The sequence below is a fragment of the Paenibacillus sp. sgz302191 genome, assembly GCF_057749925.1.
In genome coordinates this window covers 70,984-89,361 of record NZ_JBYLHY010000031.1, presented here as the reverse complement: position 1 = coordinate 89,361, position 18,378 = coordinate 70,984, and the positions used below count along the sequence as shown (strand labels likewise).

Sequence of the window (18,378 nt, the reverse complement as noted above, 5' to 3'; positions counted from 1 at the left end):
TGCATGTATTAGGCACGCCGCCAGCGTTCGTCCTGAGCCAGGATCAAACTCTCCAAAAAGGTACTACCTATTTGTTAAGCTGAATAGCTCAATTTCAAAGCTGACGAGATTTTGCAATCTCTTGTTTGTGGTTGATTGCTCAACCTTGCTTCTTCACTCGTTGTTCAGTTTTCAAAGAACAATTTCTTTCGTTTGCTGCCGTGTTACCGGAGCAGCGAGTAGTAATATACCATGTCTAAATTTCTTTTGCAAGTACTTTTTTAAAAATTCTTTTTCGATCCATCCATGAAGAAAATCAACATATTCAGACCTTGTGTAGAACTTCATAAGTGCTTGCAATGCCTGTCCGTTTGGGGCAGGAGTTATAATATAGCACACATCGTTATAATTATGCAAATTCAAAATTTTGCCTATTTTATGAATCGCTTTAAACGATTTTTTTGTTTCGCTTATAAGCTCGCGCAAATATACGATTGGACGGAATATGCCCGGCGGACTGCGCCCCACGCGATTTAACGAATGGGCGGTCGGCAAACCAGGAAGGAAAAAACTTGCGAAAGTACAGGTCTTTCCTGCGGTGAGGTTCATTTTGGCGAAAAGCCTGCGAAAGTGCCGGAATTTTCAGCGAAAATAAGCCTGAATCCACGTACATAACGAAAAAACTGCACAATTGCAGGAATTCTTCATGTCCAGCGTATCAAGGACGCAAATTCATGTATTTTTGCAGGTTTTCTTCGTGCCGCACTGCCGGGCGGATTGTGGCTATCGGCTCCGGCGTGGGGATTTTTCAACAACCTGAGGCCTTTTTTTTGCAAAAGGCGCTCTTTCTTTCCCTCTACTTTAGTTTAAAATATCAAAATTTATAAACCGTTGCTTCTCCAGCTTGCTTTTCTCCGCGGCCGTTAGCACGGTAACGAAAACTCCCTGATCGATTTGAACCGAAGCAAATTGGCACCCCGTATCGCTGATCATGTTATTTATTTCGACAAGCACACTCGTATCGATAAAATCGTTCAGAAACAAGGGATGTATCGTCCGCTTCTTTCCGGCCAACGTAAAACTGACTGTCAGCGGCCCCTCTTCGGAATCCCAAGACTCCACGATATTTGTGGGCTGAAAGGCGCCGCGGGAGATTTCACTCCATTGCCGCAGCGTCCGCACGTAGCTATCGCTGCCTTTTGCAACATCTGCCTCCGTATCCTCTAGCCATACGCGATCCTTGTCCTGCATAAGAACGTAGAGATCCGCAAATTCGGCATCATACGCCTTGAAATCAAACGGATTCCAGTCATCGCTGACGAAACCTTTATACAATTTCAGAAATTTATCATCGAACTGCTGGCCTGTAAGATCCTTATCCTTTTGAAAAAATCCAGCTTCCCTATAATAGTGAGCCGCATCAAGCAAACGTTCTTGCGGAGTGAAAGAACCGAATTTCTCTTGTCTCTGCTCGAACGCCGGCTTTAGCTCCCGGAATGTTTGGATAGTGTGCTGGTATTCTTTTTCAGCCTCGGAATGATCAGAGTCTCCCGACACCAGCACGATTCGATAGAAGGCGTATTGGCCTTTTATCAAAGTCTGAACAACGTTCAATGTAAGACCTTCGCTCGTCGCATAGGAATAGGAGAATTGAACAGTCTCTTTTCCGTTGGCATTCAACATTTTATCAGTGCTGAAATCCGCATTCAGGTAGGATAAAGAATCTTTTATCGCATCCTCATATTGTTGAAGTGTTTTTATGGATGACGTTTCCGGGAAATCGGACGCCAGCATAATTCGGTTGCCGCCGTTAGCCAAATAAGCCTGAGCGCCCTCAAAAGGCGCCTTCTGGTCGAGCCATTTGCCGCTTACCGTTATTTGAGCGCTTCCATCCCGGCCGACTACGTTTCTCTCGGGCATAAGATGGATGGTGTTCGTCCTGCTTGCCCAAGTAACCCCATAGCCGGACGATTCCCCTACAAAACGAATAGGCACAAAAACGCTGCCGTCCATACGTTTCGAGGCAACCTCAAGCTCTGTTGTTTTGCCGTTTGCAGCAGCTTCCTTATGATTGACCTGCAAGGAAATTCGTATGCTTTCTTTTTCTGCCTGAACGGTTTGCGTTTCTTCATTCCAATGCACGGTAAAACCAAGCTTTTCAAAAAGCGGACGAAACTGCACAAGAGTCGTTCCATCCTCAACGACCGGCGCGCGCTCAAACAAAACCCTATCCCCATTGACCATAACGGCAATTCCCGGGTTACTGCCTGCCTCGGAAAATTTCCCGTTCACGGAGATCCCCGACTGTTTGAACAGTTGAATCAACGAACGGGATTTCCCACTCAGCTTCTCTTCGTCTACATAAAGATTGCGGAGCGAATTCATGGACGCCGCGGCCGATATATCTGTGACAGGATTGTCCGCGATATTGAGCCATTTAATCGGCAATTTGGACAAAGCCGAAATATCCTCGATTTGATTACTATCTGCCAGCAGGTCCGTTAACGAGGTTAATCGGTAGAGGCAGCTGACATCTTTGATATGATTGCCGCTGATTAAAAGCTTTTCCAGGTTGCCTAAGCCCGCAAGGGAGCAAACATTTTCAATCTTATTCCGCTCTAAAGCTACAAAGTCAAGCTGGTACAGCTCCCTAAGCGGACTGACGTCCGAAATTTCCTGGCCGGGCAAAAACAATTCCTTCAAATTGTAGGCCATTTCCAGGCCTTTCAGGCTTTTAATTTTCTCCTCCCCTTGCGGATACAAGGAGGTCAACTTCCGCATCTCGGAAAAGTCAAGTACTTGATCGGCGTCAAGCTTAAGCTCCTCCCGGATCGCTTTTTCCAGCACTGGGTCCTCAATCTTGACTGCAGTCTGTTCCGCCGATGCCGGCAAGGCCGAGAAGACCGGCGCCGCCAAAAAGCAAACGGCCATGCATAATACCCGAATTTTCAATGAACGCTCACCTCTTCACTTTAATGAATTTGTCGTTGTATGTATCGTGCGGTTCGTACCATCCCACTCTACCTGCGCGCGCCCAGAGCCTCGCTGATAAAACGCAAAGGAACAAATATGGAACCTGGATAAATGAAGTTAACCATGTTAATTATAGATACGGACTCGCCGGATGTAAATTATACTTTACAAGAAAACCCGCACTATCGCCCTGAAACCTCTCTGCCGGCGGCTCAACAGCAGCTCTTCAACAAATAAAAGCGCATGCGCGAGGTATTCATCCAGGCACATGCACTTTTTAGGCAAACGGTAATTCCTATGGCTGAAAATAATAGAAAAAATTCAAACCGCCGCATTCCGACGAACCGGCGCTGCCGGCATGAGCATGAATGCGCAAATTGTGCGCGGCGTCATCTTCGATGCTGACGAACCTTTCCGACAAATGAGCCAAGTGCAACAAGGCTTCGCAATCCGCGTCAACGATCATCGTTTTCGCATAGGTCTCGGTATGAAGCGTTTTATAGGGCTTCTCCTGGTCAAACTGCGCTGGCTCCGGTTGTATGCTCATGCCGGCTTTTTCCACAGATCCGAGGGAATCGATGGCTTTCCTGATTTCTTTTGGCCGGATGCGCAGGTGGCGGGAATCGAATAAAACAAGCTCAAGATCGAACTCGCCGACACGATACGAGCCTTTAATCTCATCGGCAGTCCTTGCAGGCGTTCTTTCATTAAACCGCGGCCCCGGCACATAGAACATCACATGAGGCTCTTTAGTTTGAGCTGCAATCAAAAACAAGTCTCTCATAAAAGCGAACCCTTCGCCATTGGCAAGCAGGCTGCGCGAGTCGATGACCGGTTCTCCGAACCACAGCTGGCTCGGCGTTTGAAGAGGTTCCAACACTGTTACATTTTGCTTGTCGATCTGCAAGTGATAGGCTAAAAAGTTCATACCGGCGCTCCAAGGCCCTCTCCTATATAATTTCCATTCAAAATGCTACTCAAATCGTACCACAAAACAGTGCCGTTGAACGAGAATTTTTTTAATGTGGTTAATATTTCGGCAGCATACCCGATAGGCTCAGCGATTCAAAACTTGCAGCGTTGCCTGCCCGAGATCGCCAAGCCGCCACAGCGCAATTTTGTGGTAGCCTGCACGCCGCGAAATATCGATCCACTGGGATAAAGTGACGGAGTCGGCATACCAAACCGTGTGCTTCACGCTGTGATCGTGAACTCACCTACCCCTTGAGCCAGCGCAACTGCTTATCAACGAGCAAAAAGCCTGCTAATGTGCACTCCCCCCTAGGGCCGGCGCATCTGCATAGCAACGAGCAAAAAGCCTGCAAAAGTGCAGGTTTTTGCTCGTTGATACGCTGGCCACGAAAAATTCCTGCAATTGTGCAGGCTTTTTGCGGCGAACAGGGGCTCAGATTCATTTTTGGCGAAAATTCCTGCACAATCGCAGGCTTTTCGCCTAAACGAGCCGCAAACAGAGAAAAAGCCTGCACTTTTGCAGGCTTTTCGGGTTGGCTTGGCCAGGAGTCTGCCAGATAAACTCAGCAGAAGGTATGTGTATGCGATATGGCGGATGTTATGCAACGTGAGAGGCATATTTGCAGCCATGATTCAGTGGGGATGCACAAATGCAACTCCGCCCGCCAGACCCCAAGAACTGGTCGCACCCTGCATGACAACACCGAAAATGAGCCCCCCTCCGGCTGCCCAACACACGCCGCAGACCCGATTTTTTCCATTCAGTGGGGTCTACTAGCGCCCGCGGCTGTCATGAGGGTTTTCGCGGGGTTTAAGCCGCCAAACTGCGCGGCTCCGCCCGGCTCTTGCTCATACAGATGATTCCGCGCTTCCTCCCGCCGCAGCCATACGTGCCACTGCCCGTTCGATGTTGGCCAGGGCACCTTCAAGCACTGCTTTCGGAAAAGCGATGTTCATGCGCAAAAAGCCTTCGCCAGCGCCGAATACGGCTCCGTCCCGCAATCCGGCTTTCGCTTCGCGTTCGAAAAAGGCAACCAGCTCCCCCGTCGGCACGTTCAACTTCCTCGCGTCCAGCCACATCAAATACGTAGCTTCCGGCTTGATCAGCTCAAGCTGGGGGATGCGTTCCGCCAAGTACGAAGACAGCAGCTTTACGTTGCTTTCAATATAGGGAACCAATTGGTCGACGTAATATCCGCCTTGGCGATAAGCCGTCTCAAGCCCCAGCACGCCAAAAACGGGCCGATCCAACGCCTTGTTGTTGATCAGACTGATGCGGTACGCTTCACGCACCCGCTCGTTAGGTATAATAACCGCCGCTGCGCGCAGCCCTGCAAGGTTGAAGGTTTTGCTCGGATTGATGCATACGAGGCAGTTGTCCGCAATTTGCCCGGAAATGGCTGGCAGCGGAATATGCTTGTAAGACGCATATACGAGATCGGAATGAACTTCGTCCGAGACGATGAAGACGTGGTGCCGGACGCACAAGTCCGCGATCCGCTCCAGTTCCTCCCGGGTCCACACTCTCCCGACGGGGTTGTGGGGATGGCACAGAAGCATCAGCTTCGCTCGCGGATGGCTGAGCTGTTTTTCCAAATCGTCGAAGTCGATCTCATACCTGCCCTGCTTCAATTGCAGCTGATTGACCGCCTTCACCCTGCCGCTGTTGTCGATCAAGCTGTGAAAATTATGATAGACAGGCGTCTGGATGACCACTCTGTCGCCTGGATGGGTAAACGTTTGAATCGCGTAAAGCAGCGATGTGCCTACGGAAGGCGCATACTCGACCCATTCCTGCTGTATAAGCCAGGAGAACCGGCTCTCCATCCAATGCTTGACCGCGTCCTGAAAGCTGCCGCTCTCGGCCACGTAGCCGAACGAGCCTTGCAGAGCCCTCGCCGCAAGCGCTTCTGTAATCGGCCGGGCCGTTCGAAAATCCGTTTCCGCCAAATGCATAGGCAGCACGTCGTCCGGGTATAGAGCGTACATTTGAGAATCGGTGCCCCTGCGGTCGATCCGCTCGTCGAAATTGTGCTCAAGCTGCACGGTTCTATCCCCTTCCATCCTTCTCCCCCCGCTGCACCGACGCCAAAAACTTGCGCGTCCGTTCCTGCTTCGGCTGTCCGAACAGGCTTTGCGGGTCTCCCTCTTCCACAATCAATCCGTCCGACATGAAAATGATCCTGTCCGCGATGTCTCTGGCAAAAGCCATTTCATGAGTGACGATGATCAGCGTAGTCTTGTGATCGACAATCGACCGGATGGCCTGCAGCACTTCGCCGACCAGTTCGGGGTCAAGCGCCGAGGTCGGCTCGTCCAGCAGCATGACGGAAGGCTTGACCGCCAAAGCTCTGGCGATCGCGACGCGCTGCTGCTGGCCGCCGGACAACGTCGACGGGTAGCTGTCGGCTTTGTGCCCGAGGCCGACGCGTTCCAGCAGCTGCCTGCCGATCGCTTCGGCCTCCGGCCGACTCATTTTTTTGACGATAAGGAGAGACTCTGTCACATTTTGCAGCGCGGTTTTGTTTTTAAACAAATTATAGTGCTGAAAAACCATCGCCGACTTCTGCCGCAAAGCCGAGGCGTCCGACTTCTTCATGCGCCCGCAATCGACGGCGATTTGATCGATTTGAATAACGCCCTTCTCCGGCGTTTCCAGCAAATTCAGGCAGCGCAGCAAAGTCGATTTGCCCGAGCCCGAAGGTCCGATGATGGCCACGACTTCTCCTTGAGCGATCTCAAGATCGATATTTTTCAGCACCGGCAGCTCGCCAAAGCTTTTGCTTAATCCGTTAATTTTTAGCATAACCGAACTCCTATCGATAAGGTCTGTCCAGCACTTTCTCCAGTCTGCCCTGCAGCATCGTCAGCAAAATCGTAACTCCCCAGTAAATAAGCGCGACAGCGATATAGCTTTCAAGGAATCTGAAGGAATTGCTGGCCATAATTTTCGTTTGCGCGAAAATATCGGAGACGCCTACCGTAAAGGCCAGGGACGATTCCTTGATCAGCATGATCAAATAGTTGCTCATCCCCGGAACGGCGATTCTGATCGTTTGCGGCAGCACAACTCTGCGCAGCCCTTGCCAGCGGGTCATTCCAACCGACAGGCAGGCCTCCATCTGGCCCGGATCGACCGAGTTCATCGCTCCTCTGAATTCCTCGGCCAAACTCGCGGCATTTTTAAAGCTCAACGCAATAATGGTCGCCGTGACCGCATTAATAATGCTGATTTCGGGAAAAATTTGCGGGATACCGAAATAAAAAATAAACAGCGTAACCAGCGTAGGAACCGATCGGAAAAAGGAAATGTAAATATTGGCCAGCGGCGTCAAAACTTTAACGTTATTTCTAATGATGACTGCCAGCACCAAGCCAAGGATCGAGGCAAAAAGCATCGATGCAATGGCCAGCAGCAGCGTCATGGGCAAATACTTCAGCAGCTCCGGGACGGCCTTGAACAGAAATTCAAGATCGAAACTCATCGTCAGTGCGCCTTACTGATATCTTGCTTCAACCATTTATTGGATATTTCGCTTAATGTTCCGTCCTTGGCCAACTCGTCCAACGCCTTGTTAAACGCTTCCTTCTGCGTATTGCCTTTGTCGTTTTTCGGGAAAGGGAACGCTTCCTCGTACGTGTATACAGGGTCTCCGGCAAGCTTGAGCGGCAGCCCGGAATTGTCAATCAAAAGCTGCGCGCCGGCGCGGTCCATAATATAGGCGTCGAGGCGGCCGAGAGCAACGTCTTTCATAATCGCGCTCGGGTCTTCATAGGTAACGATGTTCAGCTCTTTGTTCGGATCGTTCTCTCTCAGGTACGTTTCTTTGCTCGTTCCGACATTGACGCCGATTTTTTTGCCTTTCAAGTCTTTGAGCGACTGGATGGAATTGTCTTCCTTGCGGACGATAAGCTGAGCGCCGGAGTAAATATACGTTTGCGAGAACGAATATTTGTCCTTGCGTTTGGCATTCGCTTCCACCTGGTTGGCGATCGTATCGATTTTGCCGGAATCCAACATGCCGAACAAACCGGTCATGTCGGCCGTCGTCCACGTTACTTTGGTATAACCGAGCTTTTTGGCAATAGCTTCCGTCACAGCGATATCATATCCTTCCAACACGTTGGAACTGTTTTTGATAGAAAAGCCGATGCTCACCCCGTAGGTGCCGACCCGCAGTTCCTTCTCTTCCGTTTTGCCGGCGGCATTTCCGGAATCCGCCGGTTTTCCGCAGGCGCTAAGCAGTAACAGCATGGCCGTGCAAACTACAAGTATTCCCCTTTTTGACTTCAACATCTCTTCATCACCCTTCGTCCCATAGATCGATCTACTAAAAGCGAAAAAAATTTTCGAGCTGTTTCCGGGCTCATGATGCCCTCCTGGATGCCGATTCCCCCTTCATCCAAAAGCTGAAATATCATTTCCTATTAGTTTTATTGGAATTGATAATAGCAAGTTCAAATTTTAAAGTCAACAACATAATTTCATAGGGCGCATTCCTCAATGCGCACCCATGAAATTTGTGGAAGAATCGCGGACGACAAGCCGCGGCGGCACGATGATGCGCACCGCATCATGTTCCCCTTCTCCCGCTAATCTTTGGTGCAGCAGCTCAGCGGCTTCCACTCCCCATTGCTCCAATCCGATCGCAACGGATGTGAGCCCGGGATTGGAGGTCGCGGCCTCCTTGATGTCGTCAAAGCCGACCAGCGCCAAGTCTTTTCCGGCGGCGAGCCCGATCGACTGCAGCCCCGCTATCGCCCCTAATGCGACGATATCGTTATGGCACAAGGCGGCTGTCGGCGGCCGATCGCTCCGCATCATTTCAATAACGGCAGCCATGCCGCCCTCCCTCGTTGGAATGCTCGGAACAACGAGCGATTTTTCGCACTGAATCCCGCATTCCGTGAGTGCGTCGAGATAGCCTTCCAACCGCTCTTCGTAAGCCGAAGTGTTCGGCACCCCTCCGATAAATGCGATTCTGCGGTGTCCCTGGTCCGCCAAATGGCGAACCGCCTGCTTCGTTCCCAGCCTGAAATCGGTGCCGATGTAGTCGGCAGGCGAGCCGGTAATTTCCCGGCCAATCAGCACGCAGGGCACCTTCAATTTCTCCAGCCGCGTAAATATGTCCATCGAAGTGTCGGCTACCGGCGCCATAATAATCCCGCACACCCGATGCTCCAGCATCGTTTCCAGCACACGCTGCTGCTTGCTTTCCGATTCGACCGTCATTCCCAGCAGCATCGTGTAGCCCTTCTCGTCCAACTTGTCCTCGACGCTCGCCAGCAGCTCCGAGAAAAACGGGTTTCCAATGTTTGTGATGATTACGCCCACCGTAGAAGAACGTCTTGAACGAAAACTGGCGGCAACCCGATCGTATACATAGCCGAGCTTGTTCATCGATGCGTATACTTTTTTCTTCGTTTTGTCGGGGATTGTGCTGCTGCCCCGGATGACCAGAGATGCAGTAGAACGAGACACGCCGGCATCCCTGGCTACATCTTCAAGTGTAATACGCTTTTGAAAATCCTCCCCCACTGTTCGCACACCTCCGTCTAAAAAGTATAGTACATTACTATGTATTTTGAAAATGTTTTCATTGAATCATTTGCCCGTCCACGTTATTGTTGACACGATTGTTTGGCTGTATTTATAATATAACCTAAACTAGATCGATCCAGTAAGGTGGTTCATAATGAACAATAAACCAAGTATTGAATTCAGAAAAGAAGGTTATGTAGGCATTATCCGCTTCGACAACCCTCCTCTGAATTTGGGAACGAACGGCGGCCTTCATTATTTGGAGGAAATTTTTGCGAATATCGAAGCCGAGCGGGAGCTGCGCGTCGTCATCCTATGCGCCGCAGGCAAAGTATTTTCGGCGGGATCGGATATGAAAGAAATCGGCGAGCATCTGAATGCAGGCACTTACGTCAGCGCCAAAATGGAAGCGGAAATCCGGCTGCGCACTCGCCTTTCCATGCTCCCTATCCCGACGATAGCGGCTTTGGACGGCTCCGCTTACGGCGGGGGCTTCGACTGGGCGCTCAGCTGCGACATGCGCGTCGCAGCGCCGCATATCGTGCTCAGCCTGCCCGAAGTCAACATCGGCTCTTTTCCCGGCAGCGGGAGCGCCTACCGGTTAACCCGCCTGATCGGGGCGGGCAGAGCGCTGGAGCTCATGCTGTTCGCGAAGCAAATGACGGCGCAGGAAGCTCTGGAGCTCGGCGTCGTCAATGCGATTGCGCAGGAAGGAACGGCTTACGAGCTCGCCCTGGCATGGGCGGAAGAGATCGCCGCCAAATCCGCCACGGCGACCCGGGCCGTCAAAGCGGCGGTCAGCGGCATTTTCAGCCCCAGCCAGCCATGGATGGACCAGCTGCAAATGGATATTTCCCAGATCGTATCTGAAAGCGCGGATTTTCGGGAAGGCATGCAAGCTTTTTTTGAAAAGCGGCCTCCCCGCTTTGAAGGGTCGCCGCCAATAACTTCCACGAAGGAGAATAACTAGCCGTGAACGCAATCTCTCACAAAAGAACGGGCCCCGTTCCAGTGCTTAGCCCGGAAGAAGCGGTTCAGCTTATTCCCGACGGGGCGACCGTTGCCATCAGCGGGGCCGGAGGCGGAATCGTCGACCCCACCCATATCATCGAAGCGCTGGCCAACCGCTATCGCCAGGAGCAAAAGCCGAGCGGCCTGACGTTCCTGCATACGACCGGACTCGGAGACCGGGCCGACCGCGGGATGAGTCCGCTGGCCATTCCCGGCCTGTGCGCCAGAGCCATCGGCGGGCACTGGGGACAGTCACCGCGGATGTCCGAACTCGCCGAGTCCAACCAAATCGAGGCTTATTGCTTTCCGCAAGGCGTCATTGCGCAGTTGTTTCGCGCTACCGCTGCCGGGCATCCGGGCATTCTCTCCCATGTCGGGCTCGGTTCTTTCGTCGATCCCCGCCAGCAGGGCGGCAAGCTGAACGAGCGGACTACCAAGGATTTGGTCCGGCTGATGGAGCTTGACGGCAAGGAATGGCTGTTCTACCCGTCCATTCGCCCGAATGTCGCCATCATCCGGGGGACGACTTCGGACACCGACGGCTACATCAGCATGGAGGACGAACCTGCGTTCCTCGATGTGCTGAGCATCGCGCAAGCTACCAAAAACAGCGGCGGAATCGTCATCGTGCAGGTGCAGCGAATGGTGCAAGCGCGCTCGATTCACCCCAAATCGATAAAAATTCCGGGCTTTCTCGTTGACGCCGTCGTAGTCGTCCCCGATCAGCAGCAAACGTACGAAACGGCCTCCAACCGCTTTATGAGCGGCGATCTTATCGCCGTGCCGGACGACATCAAGCCGCTTCCGCTCACCGAGCGAAAAGTGATTGCCCGGCGCGCCCTGATGGAAGCATCTCCAGGCGATGTGGCCAATCTGGGCGTCGGCATTTCGGACGGCGTCGGTTTCGTTGCCGCGGAGGAAGGAATCAGCGATCAGCTGACCTTTACCGTAGAGCTGGGCCCGATCGGCGGAACGCCGGCCAAGGGCATTATTTTCGGCGCGACGATCAGTCCCCGGGCGGTTATCGACCAGCCCTATCAATTCGACTTTTACGATGGCGGCGGACTCGATACAAGCTTCCTGAGCTTTGCCGAAATCGACCAGGCGGGCAACGTGAACGTTCATAAGTTTAACGGCAAAATCATGGGCGTAGGCGGTTTTATCGATATCGCGCAAAATTCCAAAAAAGTCGTTTTCAGCGGCACCTTTACGGCCGGAGGGCTCAAAACTTCCATGGTTGACGGCAAGCTGAACATCGATCAGGAAGGCCGGTTCCGTAAAATCGTACCGCAATTATCGGATATATCTTTTAACGGCTCCGAAGCCGCAAAAATCGGCAAAGAGGTTGTATATATTACGGAGCGCGCCGTTTTCAGGCTGACCCCGCAAGGTCTCATGCTCTGTGAAATTGCGCCCGGAATCGAGCTGGAACGCGACATTTTGTCCCATCTGGCATTTAAGCCACTCATTTCCCCCGATCTCAAGCAGATGGACGCCAGGCTGTTCGCGCCTTCGCTTATGCATCTGAAAGCCGATTGGGGCACCGCATAACGATAGATCATTTGGAAAAACACCCTGATTCCCAGGGTGTTTTTGTTTTGTTTTGATCTCCCCTGCGTAGCTTTACAACGATTTTATGGCCGCCTGCGCGGCAGGCATCCATTTTGCGGCGGCGGCTGGCGCTTATGTTTTTGCCGCTAAGAATAGCCCCTTTCTCCGGGTGGATTGGTATATAGATTTGCAGGTATGAAGCGCCTGGGACTACATGGCACACAATTTGGATGTCGAATGATGCAGGTATTTATTGTAATATGTAGAATACGATTTTAATGCAACTCTAGAACCATGATCAGGGTTCTGCCAACAGAGTACGATGCATAATACGTTTTACGGGGAGAGTTGAAAGATGAAAGTAGTTTTAACGAAGAAAGTCTTGGTAAGCATGATAGGAGCAACATTGACTTTGGGCATTGCAGCAGGCGCATATGCCGATTCCGCTTTGAAGCAAGTTACAGCTTATCAAAATGCTAATCTGCAAGTTAAGGTGAACGGCAAACAAATCGACCAGTCAAGTGAAGACGGGACTATGTACCCATTGGTTTATGACGGGCACAGCTATGTATCCGCCAAAGGTCTTGCGGAAGCGATGGGCGGTAAAGTGTCCTATGACGAAGCGACGAAAACCGTTCATGTATCAACAAACGGATACGTGCCTCCGGCCTCCGGGGAGCCGACTAAAGACAATACTTCTTCGTCGGGGAAAAGTTCATCCGGTGCAAGTTCCAACACTAGTACTCAATCCGGAAATTATACGACCAAATTGCCTGCCGATTATTCTGCAGACGCTACTGTTGGTGCGATGAAACCTCTCGCGTTGGATCTGCTCAAAAAGTATGCTGCGGCGTTGAAATCGGGGGATACATCCGAGCTGGAAAGTTTCTATAACAAAACGGTTTGGTACGATAAAGATAACGGAATTACTGATTCTCACAATTACAAAGAAAAGATGGTCAAAGATATCAAAGCACTCCGAGATGCCAATGATGCTGACACCATCGCTAAATGGGCCAGTGAAATTCAAAATTCCTCAATATCGGATTTAGAAATTTTTTATAACGAGAAGCTGGATAATATCGGTGTTTTTCAATTTAATTTAAAAGTTTCCGGATTTTCTGCATATAGTCACCCGTTTATTTCCTTGGACTTCCAAAAACCTTTTCATGATGAAACGGTGTATAAACTGGGATCTATGCGTGTAGCATTGTAACCATGGCAGGACAAAATCGAAAATAGGCCACCTGCCCAAGGGGAACGCCATGTAATGGGCCGTTCCCCTTACAGGCTATGGCTTGGTAATTATAAAAGCCAGCCACCACTTAATACCAAACATTTTTTCGATACCTGCAAAAGTATCAGGGTAGGCTCTACCAACTTAAACAGGTCTTATCAACGATATACTCCGCGTTTGTGAGTACGTGCTTCCAATACCTTCTCTCGGATTGAGATCCGTTGCTCTTCATTAACTGCTATAATTCTCTCCTGTCTTCGCAAATGATACGAGATTCGTTTCAGAAGAATACGCAAACCCTCTGTATGGGAATGCCCTTTAAATAATATCCACCGAAACGTATATCCTACTAAGAGAGTCACGACAAGAACAAGGGCTGCAACTTTGGCAAGATCAATAGCTATCCAAAATCCACTTGATAATTGAATATCTGCTTGATGTTTCTGCAGTTCCCAGTTATTGCGGAACTGGTTATAGTTATCGAGGATTGAAAAGGACAACAATCCAAAAAGAGATAGTGGATAAGAAAGCTTCCATTGTGCGCGTGTATTGTCCACTTCCACTTCTTCAGCTATAATATCAATTTCTTCAGATATATCGATATTTTCTTTAATTAGAAATTCCATCAAGTTATGATAGCGTAGATCCTGCAGCCATTCAAAAAAATTATAAGATTCGATCCCATAGCGTTTTTTCCGTATTTCTCCCCAAATCATGCTTGTAATTAGAATCACTAGACCAGCTAGCATAATGAAGGCAAAATTGGCGTTTTGAGTTTTATCCAGGCTCTGTAACATGGCAGCTGACACCATGATTCCACCCCCACTAGAAAATGCAAGCATAGGAATTCGAATATACCTGAATTGGGATTTATCTTTGAGTCCGAGTAAAGCCAGCCCTGATAAAAATAACATCGCCCCGATAAAATTAATACTGACAAGCCAAACAGATAAATGATAGAAATTACTTGCAATATTTAAACCCAATAAGATAAGCAGCCCTACTATGACCATCATCACTTCGCGCCAGCTTGGATTAAATATCAGCTTTCGTGCAGTCAATTCGTACTTATAGTATTGAACTATTTTTTGTTTATTATCCATTATTATCCATCCTCTGTCGCCAATTACGATCTCATTTTGGGTTTCATAATTCGACATAATTTTCGCACTATATTGGGTAAAACTATATCCGCATAAGCGATTCCTTTGCGAATGGTGCGAAGCTTCATGCCGGAATTCGGGTTTTTCTTAATGAGAAAAGAAAACTGCGGATTGCTGGACTTAATAGCCATTTGTGCCTTTCCTTTGAAAGTCGACCGTTCTGTTTTAATCCTTATACGGATCAAATTCATCCGCTCCCGCCATGCAGACGCCGATCGGCTTCAGAACGTGCATAACCTCGATTGTTTCGTCATGAGCATCCAGCACTTCTTGGAGCTTCCTGTACACAAACGGGCTCTCGTCCGTACCGGCGCCGCGGAGCTCGACGCCAAAGCTGCGAACGGCATCCAGCATTTGCGCCGTGGAGATTTGTCCGCCGCTGCGGGCGCGGGTCTTCCAGTTCATTTTGCCTGCCGCCTGCGTCCGGCTCATAATGCGGCCCGCTCCATGAACGGTGCTGTAGTAAGCGTCGCGGTTCTCCGCAGTATCCTTGCCTTTTACGATCACGGAGATGTCCCCCATGCTGCCGCCGATAAAGCCAAGCTGCCCCGGCGCGGACGGCGTCGCTCCCTTGCGGACCACAACCGCTTCTTTCCCGTTATGCGTCTCTTTCCAGGCAAAATTATGATGATTGTGGACTTCGAAATCCGCTTCCGTCCCCAGCATCGACAGCACTTCTTGAATGACATAATCGCGTCCGGCATATGCGTATCGCCCGGCGAGCTTCATCGCGCGGTAATACATATCGCCGAGTTCGCCGCTTAAATCGAGCAGCACGGGAGGCTGATCCATCTTTTCGCCGGGGGCGCTATCCAAAAATCCTCTGCCGGCCGCCAGGTTGATGAAACCGCTGGCCGTTTTATGCCCGAAGCCGCGGCTGCCAAAATGGTTGCCGATCCAAACCCGGCCCGTATCCGGTTCTACGAACAAGTCGACAAAATGGTTACCGCTGCCGACGGTGCCGAGCTGGCTCCGGGCCAGAGTTTTCAGCTTGTCGTGCTCCTGCTTCCCGACCGCCGCGTAAACCGCCCAGTCCGGGTCATCGAACAGGTCGTGATCGACCTTTTCATTATTGACGCGGCCTATGCCGAACGAGATTTTGCGCGCTATTTCGTCCATGACGGCTGCCAGCCTGGGCAGCACATCTTCCACAGTCAGCTTCGTCCTCACCGCTTTGTTCCCGCATGCGATATCGTACCCTACGCCGGAAGGGGAAATCTGCCCGTCATACACGACGACACCGCCGATCGGCTGGCTGTATCCTTTGTGATGATCGGCCATAAGCAGCGCTTGGACGACATTCCCGGTCTTTGCGCACGTTTTGGCTTGGGCTAGCGCACCTTCGTCGGGTTTCCCCCAGACAAGTACGCCGTCTATATTTTGATATGCCATAAAACTCAACTCCTATAATAAATGACTGCAGCTCCAGCTTATATGTTTCTTGCTTCCCGCAGCTTTTGAATACGTTCCCGCACCGACTCGTTCGGTTCGATTTCCGCCAGCCGCGTCAGCGCCTCGACAAGCTCATTTCCCCATGAAGCAAGCTCCCAGGCTTCCAACGCTTTAAGCGCCATATTCCGGTTACGGGTCACCGGACTGTTCAAACCTGCAGCAATCAATTCTCTTCCGAACCCGGCATGCCTGTCCAAACTTTGCAAAATGCTGTCGAGGCACGAATGCGCCGCATACTCCTTGCCAAATCCCATTTCATCTTCGGGGCCTGTGGCGATTTGCCGCAGCGGCAGCCGGATTTCGGCGAACTGAACGAGCCGGCGGATTCTATCCGGATTTTCCGATTTCATCAGCTCCAAATAGTGCGCATCCTGAATCGGATTGTCCGCAAGCTGCGAGAAGAGCAGCTCCCATATATCGATGCCCAGTTTCGCAGCGCAAATCACGCCATAGTGACGGCCAAAAGAATCACCGGATGCGACCGCATCCAGAACCATGCCGCTCCATCTGGCCTGAGCGATAATCGTTCGGCAAGCCTCCGCCTGCTCGCTTCTCAACTGCTCTGTCCAACCGTTTGCTCTTCGCCGCTCCCACACGGAATCGGCTTCCGTCAAAAATTCAAGAATACTCAAAACCGCCGTTAACTGCTTCAAGGTGCCGCACATGGTTCCGGCCAACCTCAAATAATCGGACATCGCCTGTGGCGCATCCTCATAATCATCGATGTTTTCTGCCGGGCCTCCGTATAGCAGCGCTCGAATGATATCGGTCGCGCCTTCAAATAAATCGCGGTCTACCGTGCTCGATGAGAGAGCTTCGCGCAAGTTCCCGTTGCGGGCACAAATGCAAGCTAAATATTCGTTCATCACGCTGTTCTGACAGCCTTTGCGCAATAGCCAGTCCCGAATCTCCCGGGTGCTCGGCTCCAGCCTCTCGACGATCTGAATTTTCCCCCAGCCGTTAACGCTTTTCGCCAGATCAAAAAGAACGTTGTTGCTGTCCTCCATCCCGTTTCGAATAGCGACTGCAGCATAAAGGGTAAATTCGTCATGCTTGCCGAGAGTGAGAAGCAGCTCCTTCTCCTGTTCAATTGCAAAAAGACCGAGCAGCGCGATGCCAAGCTTGACCGGATTGCGGTGTGCCGCGCTTTCCGCCAGCCATTTGGCCTCTTTATACAGTTCATCGGGCCGGACGCCCGGATGCTTGCGCACCCCGTCCAACACATCGTCGATCATACTTCCTATATCCGCACCGATGAGCTTGGAATAAACAGCCTTTCGCCCGCTATGCCCAGGCTTTCGGGTCTGTTTGGCCAGCAAATGAACCAATTCTTGCACCTCTTGGGTCTTGCTACTTGGTACGGAGTGATGCCCCATCGCCCCATCCAAAGCGCCGGCTGCCCATCGAAGCTGGCCCCCTGCCCAAAATTGCTCGTCGTCCGGCAAAGAACCGCCGTCAACCTGCCCATGTTCGCGGATTTGCGCTTGAATGTAAGCGTAGATAGAGATTTTATCCGCCCAAGGCGCTTCCTTCGCTTTATTAAAAAAGATTAACATATTCATCACCTTAATCCCATATTTCCTTTAATGCCGCCCGGAACAATTCGTCCAGCCGACGATCCTGATCGCCGGCAGAAGCAGGCATGCCGGATGCGGCCCGTTCGTAATAAGCTATTCTTTCCTCCAAAAATTCATTGATCGGATGGATTCTTGGCTCATAGTCCAATTCGTCGCCCGCTATTTTACGAGCCAGCAAATCCAGGATCACCGCCCTTAGCTCGCTGCCTTCGGGCACCAAATCGTCAACCAGCGTTTGGAACCGGGTGGGCGGCATCGTGTTGTGCTTCTCCATCCATTCGCATGCCAGAACCGGGCGCAGCACGTAAAAATATTTTTTGATTTTGACCTGCTCGCCCTGCAAATATTCCCGAAAGTTCCCTTTCGCCATATGCAGATAATGATGCATGCAGGATTTTGGCGAAAAAGTCAGCGGAGAGATGCCCCGGATTTGCTCGGCGACCGAGCCGTTCTCCATATAGACGATCGGGGATTGCAGCCACTCCAGCAGCGGCGGGTTCGATTTGCGAAACAGATTCAAAGCTTTTTTCAGGTCCCAACCGTTTATATCGAGCATATCGCTGATCGGCCTCTCGATGACGTCCCGCTTCTCGAAAATGGACAAATACCATTCCACCGGCCTGATATATAAAAATCTTACGTCATAATCGCTATCCTGCGACGGGAACCCCCATGCCCGGCTGCCTGACTCGCAAGCGTATAAAATCCGGACGTTTTCTTCCCTTTCGATCCGCTTCAACAGTTCCACAATTTGCCTCCGATACTCAGGCATACGGTGCACCCTCCCTTATCCGTTTTATCCAGGCTTTCACCGTTCGGTGCCGGCCTCCTGAACTATCTTCGCCGATTTTCGTACAATCGAACATGGCAAAAGTATTACGACGGCAGAAAGATTTCCATTTCACCCCAATCCAACCCCTG

The 18,378-nt window shown here is 51.0% G+C and carries 16 protein-coding genes, 1 rRNA gene and 1 pseudogene; 3 read left to right on the top strand and 15 right to left on the bottom strand.

Annotated elements, in window-relative coordinates; translation table 11 throughout:
- From AC3G2T_RS31735 to AC3G2T_RS31690, 10 genes are all read right to left on the bottom strand, one after another.
- Positions 1-59: ribosomal RNA gene (locus AC3G2T_RS31735) — 16S ribosomal RNA — on the bottom strand; the annotation flags it as partial.
- Positions 60-171: 112 nt separating this feature from the next.
- Positions 172-588, bottom strand: a complete 417-nt coding sequence (locus AC3G2T_RS31730) for a hypothetical protein (RefSeq protein ID WP_474684522.1) — start codon at positions 586-588, stop codon at positions 172-174.
- A gap of 252 nt (positions 589-840) precedes the next feature.
- Complete coding sequence (locus AC3G2T_RS31725; protein ID WP_488438020.1) at positions 841-2,931, bottom strand: stalk domain-containing protein; 2,091 nt, start codon at positions 2,929-2,931, stop codon at positions 841-843.
- 316 nt (positions 2,932-3,247) lie between these two features.
- Positions 3,248-3,880, bottom strand: coding sequence for a hypothetical protein (locus AC3G2T_RS31720; protein ID WP_474684524.1), 633 nt, complete (start codon positions 3,878-3,880; stop codon positions 3,248-3,250).
- Positions 3,881-4,009: 129 nt separating this feature from the next.
- Positions 4,010-4,150 carry a hypothetical protein gene (locus AC3G2T_RS31715; protein ID WP_474684525.1) on the bottom strand — a complete coding sequence of 47 codons (141 nt, stop codon included), beginning with the start codon at positions 4,148-4,150 and terminating at the stop codon, positions 4,010-4,012.
- A 623-nt stretch (positions 4,151-4,773) separates the two neighbouring features.
- Positions 4,774-5,988 (bottom strand): MalY/PatB family protein, encoded by a 1,215-nt coding sequence (locus AC3G2T_RS31710; RefSeq protein WP_488438019.1) that lies wholly within the window; start codon positions 5,986-5,988, stop codon positions 4,774-4,776.
- Positions 5,975-6,730, bottom strand: coding sequence for an amino acid ABC transporter ATP-binding protein (locus tag AC3G2T_RS31705; RefSeq protein ID WP_488438018.1), 756 nt, complete (start codon positions 6,728-6,730; stop codon positions 5,975-5,977). Before AC3G2T_RS31705 ends, AC3G2T_RS31710 begins: the two co-directional genes overlap by 14 nt.
- 10 nt (positions 6,731-6,740) lie before the next feature.
- Positions 6,741-7,409, bottom strand: coding sequence for an amino acid ABC transporter permease (locus AC3G2T_RS31700; protein ID WP_474684528.1), 669 nt, complete (start codon positions 7,407-7,409; stop codon positions 6,741-6,743).
- Positions 7,410-7,411: 2 nt separating this feature from the next.
- Positions 7,412-8,221: a transporter substrate-binding domain-containing protein gene (locus AC3G2T_RS31695; RefSeq protein WP_474684529.1), complete on the bottom strand. Its 810-nt coding sequence runs from the start codon at positions 8,219-8,221 to the stop codon at positions 7,412-7,414.
- A 204-nt stretch (positions 8,222-8,425) separates the two neighbouring features.
- Entirely contained in the window at positions 8,426-9,463 is a 1,038-nt protein-coding gene (locus AC3G2T_RS31690) for a LacI family DNA-binding transcriptional regulator (protein WP_488438017.1), read from the bottom strand.
- A 157-nt stretch (positions 9,464-9,620) separates the two neighbouring features.
- Between AC3G2T_RS31690 and AC3G2T_RS31685 the strand changes: the two genes are divergently transcribed.
- From AC3G2T_RS31685 to AC3G2T_RS31675, 3 genes are all read left to right on the top strand, one after another.
- Positions 9,621-10,436 carry an enoyl-CoA hydratase/isomerase family protein gene (locus AC3G2T_RS31685; protein WP_488438016.1) on the top strand — a complete coding sequence of 272 codons (816 nt, stop codon included), beginning with the start codon at positions 9,621-9,623 and terminating at the stop codon, positions 10,434-10,436.
- 2 nt (positions 10,437-10,438) lie between these two features.
- On the top strand, positions 10,439-12,028 hold the full coding sequence (locus AC3G2T_RS31680) for an acyl CoA:acetate/3-ketoacid CoA transferase (RefSeq protein WP_488438015.1): 1,590 nt from the start codon (positions 10,439-10,441) through the stop codon (positions 12,026-12,028).
- 355 nt (positions 12,029-12,383) lie between these two features.
- On the top strand, positions 12,384-13,244 hold the full coding sequence (locus tag AC3G2T_RS31675) for a stalk domain-containing protein (protein WP_474684533.1): 861 nt from the start codon (positions 12,384-12,386) through the stop codon (positions 13,242-13,244).
- Between the two features lie 179 nt (positions 13,245-13,423).
- On the opposite strand, the gene AC3G2T_RS31670 is transcribed toward AC3G2T_RS31675, so the two are convergent.
- From AC3G2T_RS31670 to AC3G2T_RS31650, 5 genes and pseudogenes are all read right to left on the bottom strand, one after another.
- Positions 13,424-14,368 carry a hypothetical protein gene (locus AC3G2T_RS31670; protein ID WP_474684534.1) on the bottom strand — a complete coding sequence of 315 codons (945 nt, stop codon included), beginning with the start codon at positions 14,366-14,368 and terminating at the stop codon, positions 13,424-13,426.
- A gap of 92 nt (positions 14,369-14,460) precedes the next feature.
- A pseudogene (locus AC3G2T_RS31665) lies at positions 14,461-14,559 on the bottom strand (hypothetical protein); the annotation flags it as partial.
- A 34-nt stretch (positions 14,560-14,593) separates the two neighbouring features.
- Entirely contained in the window at positions 14,594-15,820 is a 1,227-nt protein-coding gene (locus tag AC3G2T_RS31660) for an RtcB family protein (RefSeq protein ID WP_488438014.1), read from the bottom strand.
- A gap of 38 nt (positions 15,821-15,858) precedes the next feature.
- Positions 15,859-17,436: a limonene hydroxylase gene (locus AC3G2T_RS31655; protein WP_488438013.1), complete on the bottom strand. Its 1,578-nt coding sequence runs from the start codon at positions 17,434-17,436 to the stop codon at positions 15,859-15,861.
- 10 nt (positions 17,437-17,446) lie between these two features.
- A complete protein-coding gene (locus tag AC3G2T_RS31650) occupies positions 17,447-18,229 on the bottom strand; it encodes a nucleotidyltransferase domain-containing protein (RefSeq protein WP_488438012.1) in 783 nt (260 codons plus the stop codon).
- Positions 18,230-18,378 lie beyond the last annotated feature (149 nt).

Coding starts and splice junctions, on each gene's coding strand:
- AC3G2T_RS31705 (WP_488438018.1), bottom strand. CDS start 6,730: ATGCTAAAAATTAACGGATTAAGCAAAAGCTTTGGCGAGCTGCCGGTG.
- AC3G2T_RS31720 (WP_474684524.1), bottom strand. CDS start 3,880: ATGAACTTTTTAGCCTATCACTTGCAGATCGACAAGCAAAATGTAACA.
- AC3G2T_RS31710 (WP_488438019.1), bottom strand. CDS start 5,988: ATGGAAGGGGATAGAACCGTGCAGCTTGAGCACAATTTCGACGAGCGG.
- AC3G2T_RS31650 (WP_488438012.1), bottom strand. CDS start 18,229: ATGCCTGAGTATCGGAGGCAAATTGTGGAACTGTTGAAGCGGATCGAA.
- AC3G2T_RS31695 (WP_474684529.1), bottom strand. CDS start 8,221: ATGTTGAAGTCAAAAAGGGGAATACTTGTAGTTTGCACGGCCATGCTG.
- AC3G2T_RS31660 (WP_488438014.1), bottom strand. CDS start 15,820: ATGGCATATCAAAATATAGACGGCGTACTTGTCTGGGGGAAACCCGAC.
- AC3G2T_RS31655 (WP_488438013.1), bottom strand. CDS start 17,436: ATGTTAATCTTTTTTAATAAAGCGAAGGAAGCGCCTTGGGCGGATAAA.
- AC3G2T_RS31675 (WP_474684533.1), top strand. CDS start 12,384: ATGAAAGTAGTTTTAACGAAGAAAGTCTTGGTAAGCATGATAGGAGCA.
- AC3G2T_RS31700 (WP_474684528.1), bottom strand. CDS start 7,409: ATGAGTTTCGATCTTGAATTTCTGTTCAAGGCCGTCCCGGAGCTGCTG.
- AC3G2T_RS31730 (WP_474684522.1), bottom strand. CDS start 588: ATGAACCTCACCGCAGGAAAGACCTGTACTTTCGCAAGTTTTTTCCTT.
- AC3G2T_RS31685 (WP_488438016.1), top strand. CDS start 9,621: ATGAACAATAAACCAAGTATTGAATTCAGAAAAGAAGGTTATGTAGGC.
- AC3G2T_RS31670 (WP_474684534.1), bottom strand. CDS start 14,368: ATGGATAATAAACAAAAAATAGTTCAATACTATAAGTACGAATTGACT.